The sequence below is a fragment of the Gilliamella apicola genome (genome assembly GCF_003202655.1).
Classification (GTDB): Bacteria; Pseudomonadota; Gammaproteobacteria; order Enterobacterales; family Orbaceae; genus Gilliamella; species Gilliamella apicola_R.
This window is the reverse complement of the sequence record NZ_QGLR01000009.1, coordinates 149,090-171,866: the sequence shown is the minus strand read 5'-3', so window position 1 is coordinate 171,866 and position 22,777 is coordinate 149,090. Positions and strand designations below refer to the sequence as shown.

General features: G+C 35.8%; 16 protein-coding genes. 3 read left to right on the top strand and 13 right to left on the bottom strand.

Annotation, left to right across the window (positions count from 1 at the left end):
- Positions 1-71 precede the first annotated feature (71 nt).
- From rpsA to prfC, 6 genes are all read right to left on the bottom strand, one after another.
- Positions 72-1,754 carry a 30S ribosomal protein S1 gene (gene rpsA, locus DKK70_RS05520; protein WP_110433085.1) on the bottom strand — a complete coding sequence of 561 codons (1,683 nt, stop codon included), beginning with the start codon at positions 1,752-1,754 and terminating at the stop codon, positions 72-74.
- 121 nt (positions 1,755-1,875) lie between these two features.
- A complete protein-coding gene (cmk, locus tag DKK70_RS05515) occupies positions 1,876-2,556 on the bottom strand; it encodes a (d)CMP kinase (protein WP_110433084.1) in 681 nt (226 codons plus the stop codon).
- Between the two features lies 1 nt (position 2,557).
- A complete protein-coding gene (aroA, locus tag DKK70_RS05510) occupies positions 2,558-3,838 on the bottom strand; it encodes a 3-phosphoshikimate 1-carboxyvinyltransferase (RefSeq protein ID WP_110433083.1) in 1,281 nt (426 codons plus the stop codon).
- Between the two features lie 30 nt (positions 3,839-3,868).
- Complete coding sequence (locus DKK70_RS05505) at positions 3,869-4,741, bottom strand: helix-turn-helix domain-containing protein (RefSeq protein ID WP_110433082.1); 873 nt, start codon at positions 4,739-4,741, stop codon at positions 3,869-3,871.
- A 100-nt stretch (positions 4,742-4,841) separates the two neighbouring features.
- A complete protein-coding gene (gene ptrA / locus DKK70_RS05500; protein ID WP_110433081.1) occupies positions 4,842-7,721 on the bottom strand; it encodes a pitrilysin in 2,880 nt (959 codons plus the stop codon).
- A gap of 339 nt (positions 7,722-8,060) precedes the next feature.
- Positions 8,061-9,653, bottom strand: a complete 1,593-nt coding sequence (gene prfC, locus DKK70_RS05495; protein ID WP_110433080.1) for a peptide chain release factor 3 — start codon at positions 9,651-9,653, stop codon at positions 8,061-8,063.
- A gap of 187 nt (positions 9,654-9,840) precedes the next feature.
- Between prfC and ilvY the strand changes: the two genes are divergently transcribed.
- Positions 9,841-10,740, top strand: a complete 900-nt coding sequence (ilvY, locus tag DKK70_RS05490) for an HTH-type transcriptional activator IlvY (protein ID WP_110433079.1) — start codon at positions 9,841-9,843, stop codon at positions 10,738-10,740.
- Between the two features lie 70 nt (positions 10,741-10,810).
- Entirely contained in the window at positions 10,811-12,898 is a 2,088-nt protein-coding gene (locus tag DKK70_RS05485; RefSeq protein WP_110433078.1) for a 3-hydroxybutyrate oligomer hydrolase family protein, read from the top strand.
- A 79-nt stretch (positions 12,899-12,977) separates the two neighbouring features.
- Here the strand turns inward: DKK70_RS05485 and DKK70_RS05480 are convergent, their stop codons facing one another.
- The 7 genes from DKK70_RS05480 to DKK70_RS05450 form a co-directional block, all read right to left on the bottom strand.
- Complete coding sequence (locus DKK70_RS05480; RefSeq protein ID WP_110433077.1) at positions 12,978-13,565, bottom strand: acyl carrier protein phosphodiesterase; 588 nt, start codon at positions 13,563-13,565, stop codon at positions 12,978-12,980.
- A gap of 16 nt (positions 13,566-13,581) precedes the next feature.
- Positions 13,582-14,358 carry a siderophore-interacting protein gene (locus tag DKK70_RS05475; protein ID WP_110433076.1) on the bottom strand — a complete coding sequence of 259 codons (777 nt, stop codon included), beginning with the start codon at positions 14,356-14,358 and terminating at the stop codon, positions 13,582-13,584.
- Positions 14,359-14,503: 145 nt separating this feature from the next.
- Positions 14,504-15,166, bottom strand: coding sequence for a fructose-6-phosphate aldolase (gene fsa, locus DKK70_RS05470; protein WP_110433075.1), 663 nt, complete (start codon positions 15,164-15,166; stop codon positions 14,504-14,506).
- Between the two features lie 66 nt (positions 15,167-15,232).
- Positions 15,233-16,165 (bottom strand): [formate-C-acetyltransferase]-activating enzyme, encoded by a 933-nt coding sequence (locus tag DKK70_RS05465; protein ID WP_110433074.1) that lies wholly within the window; start codon positions 16,163-16,165, stop codon positions 15,233-15,235.
- Entirely contained in the window at positions 16,131-18,428 is a 2,298-nt protein-coding gene (locus DKK70_RS05460) for a formate C-acetyltransferase (RefSeq protein WP_110433073.1), read from the bottom strand. Before DKK70_RS05460 ends, DKK70_RS05465 begins: the two co-directional genes overlap by 35 nt.
- Positions 18,429-18,503: 75 nt before the next feature.
- Positions 18,504-18,818, bottom strand: coding sequence for a PTS fructose-like transporter subunit IIB (locus DKK70_RS05455; RefSeq protein WP_110433072.1), 315 nt, complete (start codon positions 18,816-18,818; stop codon positions 18,504-18,506).
- Between the two features lie 27 nt (positions 18,819-18,845).
- Positions 18,846-19,931: a PTS fructose transporter subunit EIIC gene (locus DKK70_RS05450; protein ID WP_110433071.1), complete on the bottom strand. Its 1,086-nt coding sequence runs from the start codon at positions 19,929-19,931 to the stop codon at positions 18,846-18,848.
- A gap of 332 nt (positions 19,932-20,263) precedes the next feature.
- Here DKK70_RS05450 and ptsP point away from each other — a divergent pair, with 332 nt between their 5' ends.
- On the top strand, positions 20,264-22,768 hold the full coding sequence (ptsP, locus tag DKK70_RS05445) for a phosphoenolpyruvate--protein phosphotransferase (RefSeq protein WP_110433070.1): 2,505 nt from the start codon (positions 20,264-20,266) through the stop codon (positions 22,766-22,768).
- The last annotated feature ends 9 nt before the right edge of the window (positions 22,769-22,777 follow it).

The following is a 22,777-nucleotide window of genomic DNA, read 5'->3' as shown; positions in this document are numbered from 1 at the left end:
TATAATTTATTCATTTTATACCACAAAAGAAAAAGAGGGCAAGCCCTCTTTACTCTTTCAATAAATATTTTTTACTCAGTTTTTGATGCAGCTTTGAATGCTTCTGCCATTGCGTTAGTAAATGATGCATCTTCTGGAGTTGCAGTGTTATTTACAGCAGCAAGTGCTTCTTTCTCATCAGCTTCATCTTTAGCACGTACAGATAAAGAAATTGCACGAGTTTTACGATCGATATTAACAATCTTCGCTTCAACTTCATCACCAACGTTTAATGCAGTAGTTGCATCTTCAATACGTTCACGAGCAATATCTTGTGCTTTTAAGTAACCTTCGATACCTTCGGCAATTTCGATTGTTGCACCTTTAGCATCAACTGCAGTTACTTTACCTTTAACAATTGAGCCTTTTTTGAAGTTAGATGCAAAGCTATTAAATGGATCATCTTCAAGTTGTTTGATACCTAATGAGATACGTTCACGTTCTGCATCAACTTGTAAAACAACAGCTTCGATATCATCACCTTTCTTATAAGCTTTAACCGCTTCTTCACCTGGCATATTCCAAGAGATATCAGAAAGATGAACTAAACCATCAATACCACCATCTAAACCAATGAAGATACCAAAATCAGTGATTGATTTGATCTTACCACTAACTTTATCACCTTTATTGTGTGATTCAGCAAATTGTAACCATGGATTTGGTTTACATTGTTTAAGACCTAGAGAGATACGACGACGTTCTTCATCAATTTCAAGAACTACAACTTCAACTTCATCACCTAAGCTAACCACTTTAGATGGGTGAATATTTTTGTTAGTCCAATCCATTTCAGAAACATGAACTAAACCTTCAACGCCAGTTTCGATTTCAACGAAACAACCGTAATCAGTTAAGTTAGTTACTTTACCAGTTACTTTAGTACCTTCTGGGTAACGTTTAGCGATTGAAACCCATGGATCTTCGCCTAATTGTTTTAAGCCAAGAGAAACACGTGAACGGTCTTTATCGAATTTAAGTACTTTAACAAGTAATTCTTGACCAACTTCAACCACTTCACTTGGGTGTTTAACACGTTTCCAAGCCATATCAGTGATATGTAGTAAACCATCAACCCCACCAAGATCAACGAATGCACCGTAATCAGTAAGATTTTTGATAATACCTTTAACTTCAGAACCTTCTTGTAGATTTTCAAGAAGTTGTTCTCTTTCTGCGCTATTTTCAGATTCAATTACTGCACGACGAGAAACTACTACGTTGTTACGTTTTTGATCTAATTTAATAACTTTTAATTCGATTTCTCTATTTTCAATATGAGAAGTATCGCGTAATGGACGAACATCAACAAGCGAACCTGGTAGGAACGCACGAACGCCATTAAGATCAACCGTAAAGCCACCTTTAACTTTACCATTGATAACACCTAAAACTGTTGCAGCATCTTCAACTGCTTTTTCTAATGTTAGCCACGCTTCATGGCGTTTAGCTTTTTCACGAGATAAAATTGTTTCACCAAAGCCATCTTCAATTGAGTCAAGCACAACGTCAACAACGTCGCCAACTTGAACTTCTAATTCGCCTTGGGCATTTTTAAACTGCTCTACTGGAATTGCTGATTCAGATTTCAAACCAGCATCAACTAAAACAACATCTTTGTCGATTGCAACGACAGTACCATGGATCATATTACCAGAACGAGTGTCTAGTTGATTTAAAGACTCTTCAAAGAGTTGAGCAAAAGATTCAGTCATATTTTTATTTACTTAAGTTAAATTTAACGTCCACATTACATCCTGTCCTGTGGGGTTGTTTATAATACTCCACTCATCCTTGCAATGGAGCTTGGTTCACGTAGCAAGTTTTAATAGATACTCACAACGCAAGTTTTTCTTTTATATACATAATAGATTGATTAAAAACATCTTGAATTGAAAGTGATGTGGTATCAATTATTAATGCATCAACCGCAGGTTTTAACGGCGCAACAGCACGATTACGATCGCGTTCATCACGGGCAGTTATCTCCTGCAAAATTTCGCCGAATTTAGCATGAATTTGCTTATCTTGCAACTGTTTCATTCTTCTTTCTGCTCTTGATTGGGCACTAGCATCAAGAAATATTTTAACTGGGGCGTCAGTAAACACCACTGTACCCATATCCCGACCATCAGCAACCAGTCCCGGTAACTGTCTAAAATCACGTTGTCGCTGCAACAAAGCTACTCTTACTTCATTGATTGACGCAACTTTTGAAGCGGCTCCACCGGTCTCCTCGGTACGTATGTCACGTGATACATCCATCCCATCTAATAATACTTTGACATCATCACTATTGCTATCAAACGTAAGTGGCAAGCCTAGTGCTAATGTTGCTAACTGTTTTGTATCATCTAAAGCGATATTTTGTTGTAAAGCAGAAAGTGCCAGTACGCGATAAATCGCACCTGAATCTAAAAGGTGCCAATTAAGATGATTAGCTAACGCTTGACACAAAGTACCCTTTCCAACACCACTTGGTCCATCAACAGCAATAACTGGAATATTATTCGTCATGTTATATTTCGCTTAATCGTTTAAATTGTTCAAAATAGTCAGGGAATGTTTTCATCGTACATTTTGGATCCAAAATGGTAACTGGCGTATCAGAAAGTGCAACTAATGAAAAACACATGGCCATACGATGATCATTATAAGTTTTAATATCAGCATGGTTGAGTGTAGTCGGAGGAATAATCGTAATATAATCCTCGCCTTCGTCAACAGTTGCCCCAACTTTACGTAGCTCAGTTGCCATAGCTGATAAGCGATCAGTCTCTTTAACTCGCCAATTGTAAATATTGCGAATAGTGGTAGGACCTTTAGCAAATAACGCAGTAGTTGCTATCGTCATTGCCGCATCAGGAATGTGATTCATATCCATATCAATGCCATTTAATTCGCCACGCGTACATTCAATATAATCATCGGCCCAAGTAATTTTGGCGCCCATTTTTTCTAGCACATGGGCAAATTGGGTATCACCTTGCAGACTCTTTTTACCAATTCCGGTTACACGCACCGTTCCGCCTTTAATTGCCGCTGCGGCTAAAAAATATGAGGCAGAAGAGGCATCACCTTCAACCAAATAGTGCCCCGGAGATTGATAAGTTTGATTGGCTTTAATGATAAATTTTTGATAGTGATCATTGCTAACTGACACACCAAACATCGCCATCATCTTAATTGTGATATCAATATAAGGTTTAGATACCAGATCACCAATAATGGTAATTTCAGTATCATTGGCAGCTAACGGTGCTGCCATTAAAAGTGCGGTTAAAAATTGACTTGATACTGAACCATTAACCGCAATCTTACCACCTGTAAAACCACCATGAATATGCAGTGGGGGGTAGCCGTCATTTTCAAGATAATCAATCTTAGCGCCCCCTTGACGCAACGCATCGACCAAATGACCAATTGGGCGCTCTTTCATACGTGGTTCGCCAGTTAACACAATATTGTTATCCGCTAAACAAAGTGCCGCAGCTAACGGACGCATCGCCGTTCCTGCATTACCTAAAAATAGTTCTAACGGATGAGCAGAATGTAATTTGCCACCTACTCCTTCAATGTCACAAATTGTTCGATCACTTGATAGTTGATATTTAACATCCAACGCTTTTAAAGCATCAAGCATATAGCGCACATCGTCACTATCAAGTAAATTAGTTAATCGCGTTTTACCCTGACTAAGTGCAGACAAAAGTAATGCACGATTTGAAACACTTTTCGAACCAGGTAAATTAATCGTACCAGAAAATTTTTTTATCGGTTGTAATGTTAAAGATAACATAGTAACTCTCTTTAGTAATTTCAATATTCTTTAGAATTTATCTAAGGTGGCTTTTAGTAAATCTATCGCTTGCTGATCTTTAGCACTATCTTGCCACAACTTATCAAATAAATGACGATAACGCTTAATCGCATCTTCTGATGATGTAATTGAAGCGATACCCGTAGTCACATTAGGTAACTCACCTAATCTAAACGGGCTCATAGCCAATGCTAACGCATTATCATGTTGGTAAAATATTTGGAAAGCAATAGATGGAATAGCTTGTTGAGTTATTGCAATTGTTGGCGCATAGGCTTGATCTTCAATTAATTTGATTAAATGATAGACCTCTTTTCGGGCCAACACCATTCTTTCCGACTTTCTGCCCGGCGAAATAGTTAGATTACCTACCAAACCGATATGCAAAAAGCGTTCAACATTACGTAAGCTAATTAAATTGATAACTTTGGGGACAGATTGATAAAATTGGCTTTTACGTTCATTTAAAATAGCTAAAGTAGTCGCATATTTGTGTGCTTCAATGTTTTCGCTTGATTCGTTTAACATCATCCCCAAATGAGACAAATAATCGGGGGAAGTTAACAAAAAAGAAAAAGGGTCAAAATGCGAATAAATATGGGTGGATTGCTCTTCGAGTTGACGCATTCGCTCAAAAAAACCATCACCACTTGAATAATATTCGGTATCAATGCCAAGTAAACTAGCAAATGATGTATCTAATAACGAAGCTAATCGTTCAAGTGTTTCAATTTTGACGATCTCGCCTTTTTCTAAACGGTAAACCGCAGCTCTTGAGATCCTAAGACTTTCAGCAACCTCTTCAGCTCTAAGAGAGGCAGCGATGCGATAAGCTCGCAATCGCTGTCCGATAGCACAATAATCAATCGATCCAGTAATCATAATATACTCAAACTATTGGGATTTTGGCAGTGTACCATATGGTGAGTACAATGCCAATTCCATGTAATGATATTTCAGGTTGAATCTATGTTTGAGTATCTTATTTCAACAATTCATCTTGCAATGATGAAGCATTGTTGAATTCAGTAAAATCAGTAATCGCTTCAGGTTGTTTTTTACCTTCCTCGGGTTGGCCTAAAACTTGCGATGCGATTACCAAACCTTTTTGATCAATAACCGAACTTTTATAAAAATCGACCAAATCTTCTTTAGTAAGCTGCTTAAGTTGCGCTATTTTCTTATCACGCGAATCGAATTGGAAACGAGATAAACGATAGTCTGATATTAAACGTTCAAACTCTTCATCTAACGATTGTGGCGGCATAGTCTGCTCTTCGATAATGCTTCTTTTATACTGCTCAATATCATCATTAGATAATGCTTCTAATTTAGTTAACATCGTTGGAAAATATGCTTGATAACGTTTTAATAGATAGTCTGGATCATACTGATTACTCTGAACTGCAAAGCCTAATCCTACTGATTCACTGATATAAAATGGAAAAACACCAACGATATAACCTAATTGCTCATGGCTACGCAGTTGATCAAAAAACCAAGGTGACATAATGTTAGCTAAAGTATAGCCAACCATTTGACCTTTAATTGGATCATAATTAGTTGGAAAATAGCTCATCAACAAGGCATTATCGGTACTTTTTGCTTGTTGGGTTATTCTCGCACTAAATGTAGTTTTAAGTTTGATATCATCAAACGGCGTAAACTCGACATCACGTCTTAAGGTCTTTTGCACAGCATGGTAAAGATCTAATGAGTCTTCATTTGAAAGATTACCCAAACTAATCATATAAGGAATTGATTGCGTCATCAAATTATCGCGATAAGCTTGAACATCACTTACCGTAATATTATGAGTAATTTGTCGTCTATCATCTCGTTCAAAATAGTGTGGCATTTTGGATAATGCAAGCACTGGCTCTGTTGCTAAACGTATACTTTCAAAATGGTCTGCTCCATCAAGACGTTGCAAATACCATGATTTAGCTAACTCTAGATTTTGTTCATCGATAGTCACTTGGCGATAACTATTAAGGATGGCTAAAACCATTTCCGGTAAATGTTGATTAAAACCATTTGCGGTAATCATCAAACCATTATCACGCCCAGTTGATAACGACATCCCTGCATTACCCGCTTGAAATTGTAACTGGGTTAAATCACGACTCACAATGTAATCAAGCAACTCAAAAGCTACTGATGTTTTTGCATCTTTAAACGCTTGATTATTACGTAACGAAACTGCAATCACAGCCTTAGGGTCTTGACTAAAATGACGACTAACAAAATGGATATGATTACCTCGTTTACTAAATGTCGCGGGTTGAGTCTGATCATCGTTTTGTTTAACAATACTAAAATTATCAGGAATATACGGGTTCAACTCTGGCAAACTAAATGAAAAGGCTTTACCCAAATCTGTCCAAGTTGTTTTTAATTCATCGGTGATATTAGCAACTTTATAAGGTGCATTAAGAAAATAAGCGATTTTATCAGTGGTTTGATTTGGCGCAATCAACCAAATTCGAGCATTTTCCGGAGTAAAACTCTGAATACGCTTGATGATTGCTTCTTTATTCAAATGATCAGCAACATAATCAGAATCTAAAACATTTTTAACTGGATAAAGTAGCATCTGATCAGATAACCACTCTACATAAGACATATCACGGTTAACATCTTTATACTTAAAAGATAAAGCAAAAATTTTCTTTATTTCGTCGTAATAAGCATCTGAAACACCCTGCTTTTCAATTAATTGTAAATAATTAAATATAGCGGCTATCACCATATCTTTTTTTGCCAAGCCTTCATCAGTTAAAATGACATTAATATTAAAGGTGCCGCTATTACCATAATATTGACTATCACTCGTTGCTTGAATAGCTTCAACCAAACCTTGTTTTTGTAACTGATCAGCTAAGGTATTTTTACTATTATTACTTATTAGATAGATCAAGTACTCATTGGTCTTATCAGAAAATTTATTGATATCATTTTCAATCGGAAATTTTAAAGACAACATCTTTCTCGGTTGGGCTGGTACTATCGTAATTTCTTTCCCAGTATATTCCTGAGTAATGGCTGGTTGAGTAATTGGCGTAACAACTATATTTTTATTCGGAATTTTACCATAAGTAGCTTCCGCCAACTTCTGCAACTTTTTGATAGATTGATTACTATAAATCACCCCAACCATAATGTTGGCGGAATAATATTTATCATGAAAATTAACTAGCTCATCTTGTAGTTTACTATTATCTTTATCTCGTAACGTTTCTAAATTACCACCAGAAAATTGAGATGAAGGGTGATTAGGGTTAATCGTTTCAGAATCAACTTGTTGAATTCGAAAACCGTCACTTGAGCGATACAACGTCATCTCTGCATTAACCGCATTACGCTCTTTATCAGCAAATTGAGGGTCAAAAATTGGCTCGGCAATCGCATCTGCTAAATAATCTAACGCAGTATTAATTACCCCATTTTCAACTTCAAAGAAAAATGCGGTGCGATTACCGCTAGTAGACGCGTTATAGTTACCAGCATGTCGAGCTAGAAATTCGGTAAAACTGGATGGTTGAGGATACTTTTTCGATCCCATAAGCACCATATGTTCAGTATAATGGGCTAAGCCTTGTTGCAGGACAGGATCATATAACGAACCAACTGGCAAGGCGATAGAACCGAGTGATTTAGTTGCTTTGGGATCAGAAACTAATAAAACGCGCATTTTGTTATCAAGTTCAATCACTTCATATTGACGATCGTCTCGTTCGCTTTGGTGTACTTTATCCAATAAAACAGCATGTTCATGATTATTTTCAATAGCTAATGAAGTATTGATAGTGAAAAGGGTTAATGCGGTAAAAAATAGTGTTCTTGTTTTCATATTATTCATAGAATTCTCGCCTAATTTGAAAGACAGTATAATATAAATATGATGTAAAAAGAATAAGTTATTATTTTGATTACAAAATTATAGTCAAAATCTAAGAATATTAAGATATGTTGAAGAATGATTATTTACAGCTTTATTAATTGAAGAGATTATTACAGCAAGAACCGATTTTAAGTTAAAATCAGCCATCAAAAGATACAATTAAACTAACATTATCGGTCTAAAAAAACAACTAATTAATAAAATAAAAAAAGAGTTATTAAAATAACTCTTTTTTATAATCACTTAGATGATAGTATTTAAACGGTTAGAGGTGAATATTGATTCACCAATGATTAATTAATGCTCCCGTGTCTTTCTAAACTCAATATCAGGATAACGTTCTTGGGTTAAATTAAGATTAACCATACTCGGTGCGATATAAGATAGATTATCTCCTCCATCTAATGCCAAGTTTTGTTCACATTTTCGTTTAAAGTCTTCAAGTTTCTTAACGTCGCTACATTCGACCCAACGCGCTGTAGTTACATTTACCGGCTCATAAATCGCTTCAACATTGTATTCAGATTTCAAACGAGCAACGACCACGTCAAACTGTAACACCCCTACTGCACCAACGATTAAATCATTATTGGCAATAGGACGAAATACTTGTACTGCCCCCTCTTCTGAAAGCTGAACTAACCCTTTTAATAATTGCTTTTGTTTAAGTGGATCTTTTAAACGAATACGACGAAAGAGTTCGGGTGCAAAGTTAGGAATACCGGTAAATTTAAGTTCTTCACCTTGGGTAAAAGTATCACCAATTTGAATAGTACCATGATTGTGTAAACCAATAATATCGCCGGCATAAGCTTGCTCAACATGATCACGATCGCCGGCCATAAAGGTTAAGGCATCGGAAATATTCACATCTTTAGCTATACGAACATGACGCAATTTCATGCCTTTTTCATATTTACCGGAAACAATACGCATAAATGCAACTCGGTCACGATGTTTAGGATCCATATTGGCTTGGATCTTAAATACAAAACCAGAGAATTTTTCTTCGCTTGCTTCAACTTCACGTTTATCTGTTTGTCTAGGCTGAGGAGCCGGTGCCCAAGCAGTTAAACCATCAAGCATATGATCAACACCAAAATTACCAAGTGCTGTACCAAAAAATACTGGCGTTAAATCACCGGCTAAAAACGCCTCTAAGTCAAACTCATTTGAAGCACCTTGAACTAATTCAAGTTCATCACGAAGTTGCTGGGCTAAATCATCACCTATGGTGCTATCTAATTCTGGATTATCTAAACCTTTGATAATACGAACTTCTTGAATGGTATGCCCTTTACCTGTTTGATATAGATAGGTTTCATCTTTGGCTAAATGATAGACGCCTTTAAATAACTTACCGCAACCAATTGGCCAAGTAATAGGGGCACACATAATATTGAGCTCGTTTTCAACTTCATCAAGCAACTCCAGCGGATCACGGATGTCACGGTCAAGTTTATTCATAAAAGTTAAAATTGGTGTATTACGTAAACGTGTGACTTCCATCAATTTACGGGTTCTATCTTCAACACCTTTTGCCGCATCAATTACCATCAAACAGCTATCAACAGCGGTTAATGTTCGATAAGTATCTTCTGAAAAGTCTTCATGCCCTGGGGTATCGAGTAAGTTGACTAAGCAATCGTTATAAGGAAATTGCATAACCGACGTGGTAATCGAAATACCACGCTGCTTTTCCATCTCCATCCAGTCTGATTTAGCATGTTGCGCATTGGCACCTCGCCCTTTCACGGTTCCGGCGGTTTGAATAGCTTGTCCAAATAACAATACCTTTTCGGTAATCGTTGTTTTACCCGCATCGGGGTGAGAGATGATTGCAAAAGTACGACGAGCATTCACTTCGTCTAAATAAGCTTGTTGTGTCATAAAATTAATTAATTTAGCTGAGCCAAAAATGATGGCGTATTCTAGCAGGTCTGTTGTTATATTGCCATTGATGAACGCTATTTTGCAATTTGTCTGTTATCTATACATAATAGCGGCAAATTATATCGAAGATGCTATAATCAACTTTTGATAAGGCGATCTAAGTAAAATATCTCAAGAAATAAATATGAATATTCGTGACTTAAAATTATTTTTACATCTATGTGATACCTGTCATTTTGGAATGAGTGCGGATGCGATGCATGTAAGCCCTTCCACACTATCAAGGCAGATACAACGTCTTGAAGAGCAATTTGGTCACCCGTTATTTATTCGAGACAACCGGCAAGTGCAAATTACCTATGAAGGTGAAAAAGTAAAACGCTTTGCCCAACAAGTGGTCAATTTACATCAACAATTAAAACATGAATTAGACCAAGCTGATCAACAATTAGTCGGTGAATTAACCCTATTTTGCTCGGTCACCGCTGCTTATAGCCATCTACCAGAAATACTCGATCGCTTCCGCATCCACTATCCACTAGTAGAAATTAAACTCTCCACAGGCGATGCCGCCGATGCAGTTGAAAAAATTCAATCTCATCAGGCTGATCTAGCGATTGCCGGCAAACCTAAACAGCTGCCATCAGGAGTTGAATTTATTAAGTTAGGTGAGATTGAAATGGTACTACTCATCCCTAAACTCAATAGTTCATTCAGTGACAAATTGCATCAAAAAACGCCAGATTGGCATAATATTCCGTTTATCTTGCCAGAACACGGCCCAAGCCGACAACGAATAGATTTATGGTTTAAACAACAAAAAATTACTAACCCGAAAATTTATGCCACCGTTGCCGGACACGAAGCAATAGTATCCATGGTTGCTTTAGGTTGTGGAGTGGCTTTATTACCTAAAGTAGTTATGGAAAACAGCCCTGAAAGAGTAAGAGAACGTATAACCGAATGGTCTACAAACTTGATGGAACCATTTGATATTGGTATATGCGTACAAAAAAGACGATTATCCGAAAAAATCATTTCAGCATTTTGGGCACTGGGCAACCGAAATTTACCAATTCATTAATATATTATATAATTAATTTATTGATAATAATTCGAAAGTATTTGCTAACTGAATGTAGGGAATAATTGTAATGTCCATAAAAATGAAAAATATCAGTCGATCAGTATCTTTACTCCTTTTAACTCTACTTGCAATCCCTACTATTGGTCATGCCGCATCGGATGAGCCGGCAAAAACCAATCCATTAAATCCTAAACCTTCTTGGTTAGCTATTCATAGTATCAACTACTATGATGGCGATAGTGATGATCTGGTTACCGCGGGCGTGGGTTTTACCCCTTTATCCAATGAGATCCCAAAAATTGAATATGCCAATCGCGCTAATCCAACCGCACAAGAATTGCGCCGTGCAAAACTGAGTCGATTTATCGACACTAAAACCGGTGAAGGTGAGCTATTTGGCTTTAAAAAGAAAGATTTGACCCCTTTGTTTGATGGCAAAATAGCCGGCACAGAAATTTTAGCCAGCATAAAAGATGAAGGGGTAGGTCTGTTATTACAAATCCCTTTAGATTTTGACAAAAAAAGACCTTGTATTGTTGTGGTACCCGCTTCCGGTTCGGATGGATTATATAATGCCAAAGATGTGCAGATCCGTGGATTATGGGGGCTGAAACATAATTGCGCAGTAGTTTATAATGATAAAGGTTTAGGTAATGGTATTTATGATATCACTAATGAACAAGGCTTTACTATCGATGGCAAAGTAGCAAAAGATAATCTATTGTTTAAACCTTCAATTGCCGACAAAAAAAGATTTATTTTAAGATTTCCTCACCGTTATGCGGTAAAACAGCTTCATTCAAAACAAAATCCAGAAAGACTATGGTCTTCTTATGTCTTTTATTCAATTAATTTTGCTTTATATGAATTGAATGAGCTATTCTCAAGCAAAGATAGACTTGATTTCGTTAATTCAAATACATTGATATTAATTTATGGCGCGGAAGAAGGCGCGACAGCTGCACTGAAAACTGCTGAAGCAGATGTGACAGGTAAAATTAACGGTATCGTTGCAGTTAACCCACAAATTCAACCAAATTCACAGGATATCCCATTAACCGTTGAGACAAAAAAATCTACTGATAACCTGTCATACCATTCACTACCTGATTACAGTACTTATGCGGCACTTTATATACCTTGTGCTATACCGGCAATTAAACCAGATCAAGATCTAGATGATGAAGATAAAAGAAATGATTCTGTTCCTTATGCTTCTAATTTCCTCTTTTCAGAAAATCGTTGTAGAGCTTTAAGGCGCGCCAAATTATTAACTAATACCTCACCTGAGGAGGCTTTAAATAAGCTTCATGAATATGGTTGGAAACCAGAAATGGATATCCAATTACCCTATTTTTATTTCAATGAATCAATCGCCTTTCCTTATAAATTTATTAGTTCCTATGGTCGATTTGACGTAACAGAAAACATGTGCGACTTTTCCGTGGCGAGTACCCAACAAGACCCATTGTTCAATAGTGGCGAAGTAAAACCTCTTAAAGAGGTTAATTTCGCCGAAATTTGGGCATTATCAAAAGGCAATTTACCAATTTGGGCTAACAATGATGCGACAGCTATTGATCTTGTGGAAAATAAAGATTTAATATCGCCAAGACGTGAGTTTTATTCAAGTTCAATTGCTAAAAATCAAATTGATTATGGTACGCAAGGCGCTGTTTGTTTAAGAGAAAAAATAAACGAAGAACGGGTAATTGACGGTTTAAAAGAAGTACAAGCCACCGGTAACTTAAATAAAATTAAAACTTTTATTATTCACGGCAGAAACAATGTTAAACAACTTATCGATCATACTTCCCGACCTTATGTTGCGTTAAATAGTGCGGTTGAAGGTCAAGAGTCTCAACTCCGTTATATCGAAGTTGAAAATGCAAGTTATCTTGATGGTAAGGCGCCTTTCGATAATACTTTATTGCCAATTGACTATTATGGTGAAGATGCAATGGAGTGGTTATGGGCCAATCTAACTAATAATACAACCTTACCAAATAGCCAAGTCATTCGGACTAAAGCTAGAGGTGGTAATAGTGGACGCGCACCGCAGGCAACGGCAGCAAACCTTGTTCCTATTTCACAAGTTCCGAATAAAGACAACCTAATCGAGGTTGATAATGGCAAAATTAAACTACCTGATTAAATCTAAGTTGTAGTTTAAATGACTATCGAAAAAAGCCACTATGTAATAGTGCAAGTACAAATTAAAATTCGATAGTCATTCAATCATTAATTGATGATAATTCAATGAGTGCACACATTTTTGGATAGAGCTGAAAAAACAATGTAGTTAATATTGTATAATTTTGCTCAAAATCTACCAAGGTTTCGCTTAATAAATAGAGTTTAGGTCTTCGTTTTGCCATGCCATTTAATACTTTACCGACAAAATCTAGCGATGCATAATTTTCAAGCCATTTGCCTTGCCACATTGCCCCCATAAAATCCTGATAATCAATCGGATAATCGGCGATATAAGGTTGAATTTGTTGCTTGGTCGATGCATTAAATAATGCAAGAGATTGGTGAGAATTAAATTCCGTCCAATATTTGGATAAAAAATGGTCCCAAACTATATCAAGCGTAATGGAAGCAACACGTTGATGGGATTGTCGAAAAAGCAATTTAGCTTGCTTAACTTCGGCAAAACCATCAATTAAACGATCAATCTTACGATGCAACATAATCCCATCAGCTATTTCGCTCGGATATTGCCGATAAGGATCGCCTTTGACAAAATCAGCAACCGTATTACCAATCAAGGAACTATTAGCAATCGTCGCCAGATGTAAATGCGCAAGAATATTCATGATCGTCTACCGTCGGTTAATCACGATGTTTAAACTCACCTTCCGCCAAACCTTCTCGCCAATAGCTAGTAATTTGGATCGCATTCGGCGCCAGATTAACATATTTATCTTTAAGGGCATGACGTAATTGCTGAGCCAAGGAGCCCTCTAATCCCCCCCAAAACAGTAGATTATCGTGTTGACTAAAATCCCAATTCATTAGCGTATCAACCAATTGATTAGGATAGTTAGCATCTTTAATCATCCATTTAACCGATAAATGTTTTGGCAGATCTACAATATCAGTCTTATGATTAACCTCAATAAAGGCAATTGCTTGGTGATCGGCTGGTAAATGTGCAAGAGTATAACAAATGGCCGGAAGAGCTGAAACATCCCCCATCAAAATCAAATACTGATTAGCAAACTCTAGCTTACCTGCTGGTCCAACAAAACCAACTTGATCGCCAACTTTAGCCTGCTGAGACCAAACTGTCGCTAAACCACTGGCATGAATAGCAAAATCAATCACAATGTGATTGTTCCGCTCATCATAATCGCGAATACTATAACTACGGGCAAATTGACGAACCCTATCACTTACCGAAATTTTATTATTTTCATCTAAAAGCGGAAAAGCGATTTCCCCTGTTAAGGGATCAGCAAATAACAATTTCAAATGAGGGCAGATCCAACGCGGATTCACCACCAAAGGTTTATCACAACTAAAATGTAATCGCCAATAACTCTCTGACGGCCTTTCGATCTTAACAACAGTTAGTGAAGCATTGATAATGTTTTTTTTCTCGTGCATTTGCTGATCCCTTATATTACCTCAATATTGCTTCACTATCATACAGCATAAAATGGTTCAAAAAAGGATATTTTTTTCAATTGACGATAGATAAAAAAAACCACCCAAAATGGGTGGAATAGAAATTAATAAAAAGTTGAGTAGATTAATAACGTAAAGCCCCAAATGCCCCACACCAATCTTGGTCAAATTTTGCCACCGCGGCATCAACAGCTGGATCGGCAATAAACAATTCAGCCACATCTACCGGCAAGGTAATTGACTGGCAACCGGCAAGCATACAATCTAATGCTTGTCTTGGCGTTCTGAAACTTGCGGCTAACACCATTGATTCAGGGCAATGCAAATCTAATAGCGTTTGGAGCTCGTAAACCGTCTCTTTACTATTACCACCTTGGGCATCAATACGATTTACATAAGGGGCGATATATTTTGCACCAGCTAGCGCTGCCAAAAAGCCCTGACCAGCACCATAAACAGCTGTACCTAAAGTCGGAATACCTTGCTTGGTCAACTCTTTAATCGCTATCAAACCTTCAGCATTAACTGGGATTTTAGTCACAATCGACGGCACAACTTTACGAAGTTGTTCCGCTTCCTTAATCATCTCTTTAGCGGTATGAGAAAGCACTTGTGCAAACAGTAATTTATCGGCACCAAGCAAATCTTGTAGTTCTGCCAACAAATCAAAAATTGGTTTGCCAGATTTAGCCACAATACTTGGATTTGTGGTCACCCCTTTTATCGGTAAAATTGCTGCTAAACGCTTAATCGCTGCCACATCAGCTGTATCTAAATATAATTCCATACTAATCTCCTATTCAAAATGATCTGTACAAATTTTTAAAAGTAATACTACATATTTCAAACTTTACTACCCACCGTTAACTACGCTATAACCATGATTTTCGATCAATTTTTTGATTTCATCAATTTCTTTAGGTGATGGTTCAGCAATATCTTTCATTTCATAATTTTGCTGAATTAGTTCATATTTGGATTCACCAAACTTATGAAATGGTAAAATATGAATAACTTTGATTCGATTAAATTCTTTTAAAAAAGATAATATTTTCATAACATTATCTTCAAATAATGTATATTGAGGAATTAAAGGTAATCGAGGAATCAAATTAATATTGTGATGATAAAGTTGTCTAAAATTATTTAATACTCGATCTAAATGAAGATTAATCGTTTTCATCGCTTTTTCTTGATCCATAATTTTAAAATCAAACAATACTTCGTCACACTGAGAAGCCACGCTTAAAAACTCGGAAAACCTTATATCACCAGCAGTTTCAATCGCAGTATTAATGCCTAACTGTTTTAATCTTTTTAGCAATTGATATGCAAATTTTGCTTGTAACAGAACCTCTCCTCCCGATAAAGTCACTCCGCCGCCAGAAGTTCTAAAAAAAATTTCATCTTTTAAAATTTGGTTAATTAATTCATCTATATGAATATCATATCCTATTTTTTCTAAAGCTTTGCTTGGACATTCATCAGCATCATTACAACAAAATTTACATTTAATACATTTAGATTTACGTTTTACTACGATGCTATGACGAGAAATAGACTCAGGGTTGGCACACCAAGGACAATGATGAGGACAACCTTTGAAAAATACGACGGTACGAATACCATTACCATCATTCAAAGAATAACGTTGAATATTGAAAATTCTCGCCACACAACTTTCACTCATCTGAATAATTTCAGATGAGTGCTTTTGATGAAGATCGAGGTTAAAACAACTCGACTTATCACTACAATTGATGAGCGGTTCGTCGGATGATATCATCCTGAATCTCCTTTGATAACTCAACAAAAAATGCGCTATAACCGGCAACTCTAACCACTAACCCGGCATAATCTTGAGGCCTTTGTTGGGCTGCTTTTAAAGTTTCAGCGTTAACAACATTAAACTGAATATGTTGTAATTTCAATTTACTGAAAGCCTGCAAAAAATTAGCTAATTTATGTAAACCACTGTCATTTTCAAGAGTACTTGGCGTGAATTTCACATTTAATAATGTTCCATTTGATAATAAATAATTATCTAATTTACTGACTGATTTTAATACAGCTGTTGGTCCTTTCATATCTTGTCCTAACATAGGTGACAAACCACCATCAGCTAGCTGTTCTCCCGAATAACGCCCATCTGGTGTTGCCCCAACAACAGCACCTAAAGGAACATGAGCAGAAACAGTATAGGAACCTGGAACAAAATGACCATTTCTTGGATTAGAGTATTTTTCAACTTCTTTACAATACTCTCGAAGCAACTCCACACTAATGTTATCAACTTCATCAATATCATTACCATATTTACTAAAACGATTTATCAAACGAGCTCGAAGTTTTTGGCCTTCCTCACCATTGAAATTACTCTTTAATACTTGCAATAGTTGTTTAAACGACACTCGTTTTTCATCAAAGACCACGCCTTTCAAGGCAAATAAGGAATCACTCAAATTAGCTATACCTATACCTTGAACACCGGAAAAATTGTAACGAGCACCACCTTCGGTAATATCTTTTCCTTTTTCAATACAGTCAAGAACAAAAGAAGATAAGAAAGGAACAGGAGCCCAATTTCGATGACCTAAATCACAGATATTACTACCATCAATCATCAATTTAACGTAATAACGAATATTTGCTTTAATTTGTTCAAACAGACTCTCATAAGTTACATTTGGATTGTGTTCATTTTCATATAAAGTAATTTCCATTACTTTAAGAAGATTAAACATCGCTATATCATGTAAGCCATAGGTTCGCCCTGGAATTGAAAGCTCGACACAACCAACAACTGAATAATCTCTTGCATCTTCTAAAGATACTCCTCGATTTAAAAATGCAGGAACAATAACCTCATCATTAAAGATTTGAGGGATCCCCGTTCCCAGACGAATAGTTTCAGCCGTTTTTTGTAAGAATTGCGGATCAATTAATTCATTCACTCTAACACCTAGATTGGGTTGAGGAAGACAAACTTCTTGATAAGCATTTAAACACAATGTTGAAAGATTATTAACCGCGCTATGTCCAATGGTATTTAAGCCACCTAATAAAATGGTATACCCTGAAGGAAATCCAGCAAAATATCTTGCACTGGATGTTGAACGTAATAAAACAATATCATTACATTTAATCCAGAGCGATGCTAAAAGCGTTTTCAAAAATGCCGGATCTTCGCCTTTTGCTAATGACAATTGATAAAATGGCCACATGTATTGATCAAAACGACCTAATGAGATTGAGCTGGCATTTGATTCATATTGTAAAATAATATTTATATACCAAAACAATTGACATGCTTCATAAAAATCTGTTGGTTTATGGTGAGCAATATTTCGGGATATTGCTGAGATTTTTTCTAATTCTTTTTTACGTTCTACATTTTGGCTATTCTTAGCCATATCCTCGGCCAAATCAGCATAGCGTAAAATATGTAATTGTGATGCTTCTAACACAATTTTAGCTGCCAGGTAAAAATGATTATCGGGATGTTCTTTCACTAAATTGCTTAACTGGATAATTAAATTATCTATACCATTTTCTAATAATCTCGGGTAGTCAATTATGATATGACCTTGCCCTTTATCTGTTTGGTTGATACTAAAAATTGCTTTACTTTCGGCATCTTTGACTATTGAAGGGATCTCTTTGTTAATAAAATCCTTCATTGAACGTTTTTGCCAATATGGGTAAAGTTCATTAAGATAAATTTGTTTGTCTTCTTCAGAAATATTAAAACGGTCTTGAGGTCGAGTAGGAAAATCATCTAACTCTTTCAAAATCCAATAGGGATCCATTTCTGGTGAGATAATCCCTGAACGAGGTTTTATGGTTCGATTTCCAGCAATTAATTCGCCATCTCGTATAGAAATATTAACTTTATTTAGGATATTTGCGGTAGCTTTTGCTCGCCTTATAATGATTGGCTCACCTTCGGTTTGCTTATGACTCTCGGTATAAAGTAAAGCTCTTTCTAACGAAATTTCTCTTGTTTTTGCAAACAAATCTCTTTTTAATTGTTCAATTCGAGTAACCATAACATAACCTCTTTATAAATAGGTTATAGCATTTACCGCTATAACCTTTTTGATTAAATCACTACTAATAAAAATTTATTTATTTAAATTTTCTTCAATTTTTTTCAAAATCAAATCTGCTTTCTTCACCGCATCACTAATTGCAATTCGAGCAATGGGTTTATTTTTGAAGCGTTCCTGATTTTTTATACCTATATCATTTGTTAATATAATGAAATCAGCATTAGCGACATCTTCCGGCGTAAGCTCATTTTCAATACCTATTGAACCTTGAGTCTCAACTTTACATTGCCATCCTTTCTCTTTTGCCGCTTTTTCTAAAGATTCCGCTGCCATGTAAGTATGGGCAACACCTGAAGGGCAAGCAGTTACTGCGATAATATTAACCATTTTTTTCTCCTTTAATTCTCAATATGCTTAACCAATGTCGAAAGAAATATCAATGTCTTCGTCATTAGATTCTTCCTTATTAATTTTAACTTTTGAAGTGATAAACTTTTTCAGAAAAACAATTGCTAATGCACAAGTTAGCGAGCCGACCGCAATAGCAAATATGAAACTTAGCTTTCCAGTTACCACAGGTAATACAATTAGCCCGCCCCATCCTGCATAACACTCAGCACCTAATAGCGCGGCAACCGCACCACCAACAGCAGAACCTAACATAGTAGAAGGTATTATTTTTAAAGGATCGGCTGCTGCAAAAGGAATTGCACCTTCAGTTACCCCCACCAATCCCATAACAATTGCTGCTTTACCTGTCTCTTTTTCTTCTTTACTAAATACATTTTTACCAATTAGTGTTGCTAAACCAGTACCAATTGAAGGCACGGCAATACCAACTGCCGCGATGGCAACAATAGTGTAAATACCTTCACCGACACAAATTAACATAAAGGCATAAGCTACTTTATTTACCGGTCCACCCAAATCAAAGCCCAACATTGCTCCCATAATTAAAGCAAGAATAACAATGCTGCCATCTTGCATACTACGCAACCATGATGTTAATGATGTTGTTAATAAACCAACTGGTTCCCCAAGTACCCACATCATGATGCCTGCGGTCAAAAATGTTCCGACTATAGGAATAATAAATATCGGCATAACAGATCTAAGGATAGGTGGAACCTTAATTCGTTTAAGATAAAAAACGATGATTCCGCCAATGAGTCCAGCGATTAAAGCGCCAAAAAAACCGGCGCCAAAAGTTGTTCCAACCCAAGCGCTAATTGCACAAGGTGCCAATGCAGCTCTCTCAGAAATTGAATAGCCAACATATGCAGCCAAAAAAGGAATCATTAACGTTAAACCAGCGGCACCTATTTGAAACAGTTTATTTAAAAAAGGGTCATTGACTGGATCCGGCACACCGCCCTGTCCTAATAGCATCACAGAGACGGCCAATAAAATACCACCAGATACCACAAATGGAATCATATGAGAAACGCCGGTCATCAAATGCTGACGCGTGTTTTTCAAAATTAATAGTAAATCGCTCATACTTAATACCTCATTTTTTAATTTTTTTATTTTTTTTAAAACATTTTTATAGTAGAAAATGTTTATTAATAACCACAGAGTAAATAAATCATATTTACTGGATTTTTGTACTGTCTATTTAAAAATGAGATATAGCTCAAAAAAATTAAATTTTTTTCATGAATATTGGCAGGAGTTAAAACGTGATAAAGATCACATATTTATTTATATATTACTTTTGTCCAGTTATTCATGGATTTTTCGTATAGTTTAATTTTAATAGTTATTTATTCTTTTAATTATTGATGATGACTAAAGTTATAAAAACACCAAAATTAATTGGGAGAATAAATATGTCGAAAAAAATTGAATTTATTTGCACGCTACCTAATGGTATACATGCTCGACCGGCTAGCACGATTAAAGCCATCTGTGACCAATTTAGGAGCAATTTTGAATGGCATAATTTGCGCACAAATGCTAAAGGTGATGCTAAAAGCACCTTATCACTAATAAGCACCAATACTTTATTAAATGATGCCTGTCATTTATTCATATCGGGAGATGATGAAGAGCAGGCTTATCTACGGTTGGTTACATTTATTGACAAAGAATTACCGTTTTGTGATGAAGAGTTAATAAAAAATGCTTCTGATGAAATAATACCGTTACCACGCTCCTTAAAAAATTTAAATCCTAATATTATTACCGCTAAAACTGTATGTAATGGCGTGGCAAATGGCAAGTTGCAAAAAATTGATTATATTGATTTAACTAAATTTAATGATTTCCCTTCTGCCAACTCAAGTAAATCTGAAAAAGAGCTAGTTAAACAAGCAATCACTAAGTTAAGAAAATTAATATCATTACAAATTGATTGTTCAGCAGATACCTCTAAAGACATTCTTAGTGCACATTTGGCAATCCTAGAAGATCCCTCTTTTTATGAACAAATCGAATTAAATATAACACAAAACTTGTCGGCTGGTTCAGCAATAGTAAATACAGCTAAATTTTTTAGTGAGCAATTAATTCAATCAGGCAGTGACTATTTAAAAGAACGAGAACTCGACATTCGTGATGTGTGCTATCAATTATTACAGCAAACATATGGCGATAAAAATTTGCAATTTAACAATAAATTAACCGAGCCATCAATTTGTATTGCTGATGAACTTACTCCAAGTCAATTTTTAGAATTAGATAAAAAATATTTAAAAGGTTTACTGTTAGTCAAAGGAGGAACTACATCACACACAGTAATATTAGCGAGATCTTTTAATATTCCAACATTAGTTAGTGTTAACATGGAGATATTAGAAAATTATCTTAATCAACAAATCCAAATTGATGGAGATTTAGGTCTTGTTGCCTATGATTTATCACCAGAAGTTATTCGTTATTACCAATCAGAATATGCTCTTAATAACCGTTTAAAAGATAAAGAAAAAATCTTTATTGATATTCCTGGTTCGACTGCTGATGGCATAAAACTTGAAATAGCAGCCAATATTGCTCACCCATTAGAAGCGCAAACTGCTTTTGATCATGGAGCTGAATCAATTGGTCTATTTCGTACCGAGATGCTGTATATGGATCGCCACTGCGAACCATCCGAAGACGAACTCTATAATACTTTTTGCCAAGCAATTGAAGCAGCAAAGCAACGTACAATCATTATTAGAACATTTGATATTGGTGGCGACAAACCAGTAAATTATTTAAATATTCCCAGTGAAAACAATCCATTTTTAGGTTATCGAGCTGTTCGCATCTATCAAGAGTTTTTAACTTTATTTCGAACTCAATTAAGAGCGATATTACGAGCTTCGGCACATGGTAAATTAAAAATCATGATTCCGATGATCTCATCAATGGAAGAAATATTATGGATTAAGGAAGAATTGACCATCATAAAACAATCTTTACGTAATGAGAAAATCCCTTTTGATGAAAAAATCCCACTCGGTATTATGCTAGAAGTTCCTTCCATGATGTTTATCATTGATCAATGTTGTGAAGAAATTGATTTTTTCAGTATTGGTAGTAACGATTTAACCCAATATTTATTAGCTGTAGATCGAGATAATGAAAAAGTCACCAAGCATTATAATAGTTTAAATCCAGCTTTTTTAAGAGGATTAGATCACATAGTAAAAGAAGTACATCATTATGGTAAATGGATAGGTATCTGTGGCGAACTTGCCAGCAAAGGTTCTGTTTTACCATTATTAGTTGGATTAGGGTTTGATGAATTGAGCATGAGTTCACCTAACTTGCTTTCAACCAAAGCTCGTCTTAAAAAATTAAACCGTTCAGATTGTCGAATATTACTCAATAAAGCAATGAATTGCCGAACATCACTTGAAGTCGAGCATTTACTTGCTCAATTCCGTATGGAGCAAGCAGATATACCTTTAATCACTCAAGAAACCATTACAATAAATCCAAATTGGATAAGTAAAGAGGAAGTCATCAAAGGAATGACTGATAATTTATTGATTGCAGAAAGGTGTCGTTATCCTAAAAAATTAGAAGAAGACATCTGGTTGCGTGAAGATGTATTTTCTACAACCTTAGGTTTTGGGTTTGCTATCCCTCACACCAAATCTGAGCATATAGAACAATCAACTATTAGTGTAACTAAACTTGCAGATCCAATATTATGGGGAGATGAACAGGTAAATATCGTAATTATGTTGACCCTAAACAAACACACAGCTGGCGATCAACATATGAGAATATTTTCAAAATTAGCTCGCCGTATAATGCATGAGGAGTTTAGAACATCTTTACTAAACAGTAAAACCGCACAAGAAATTGAAGAGATTCTAAAAAAAGAATTAGAAATAGCCTAAACTTTCTTA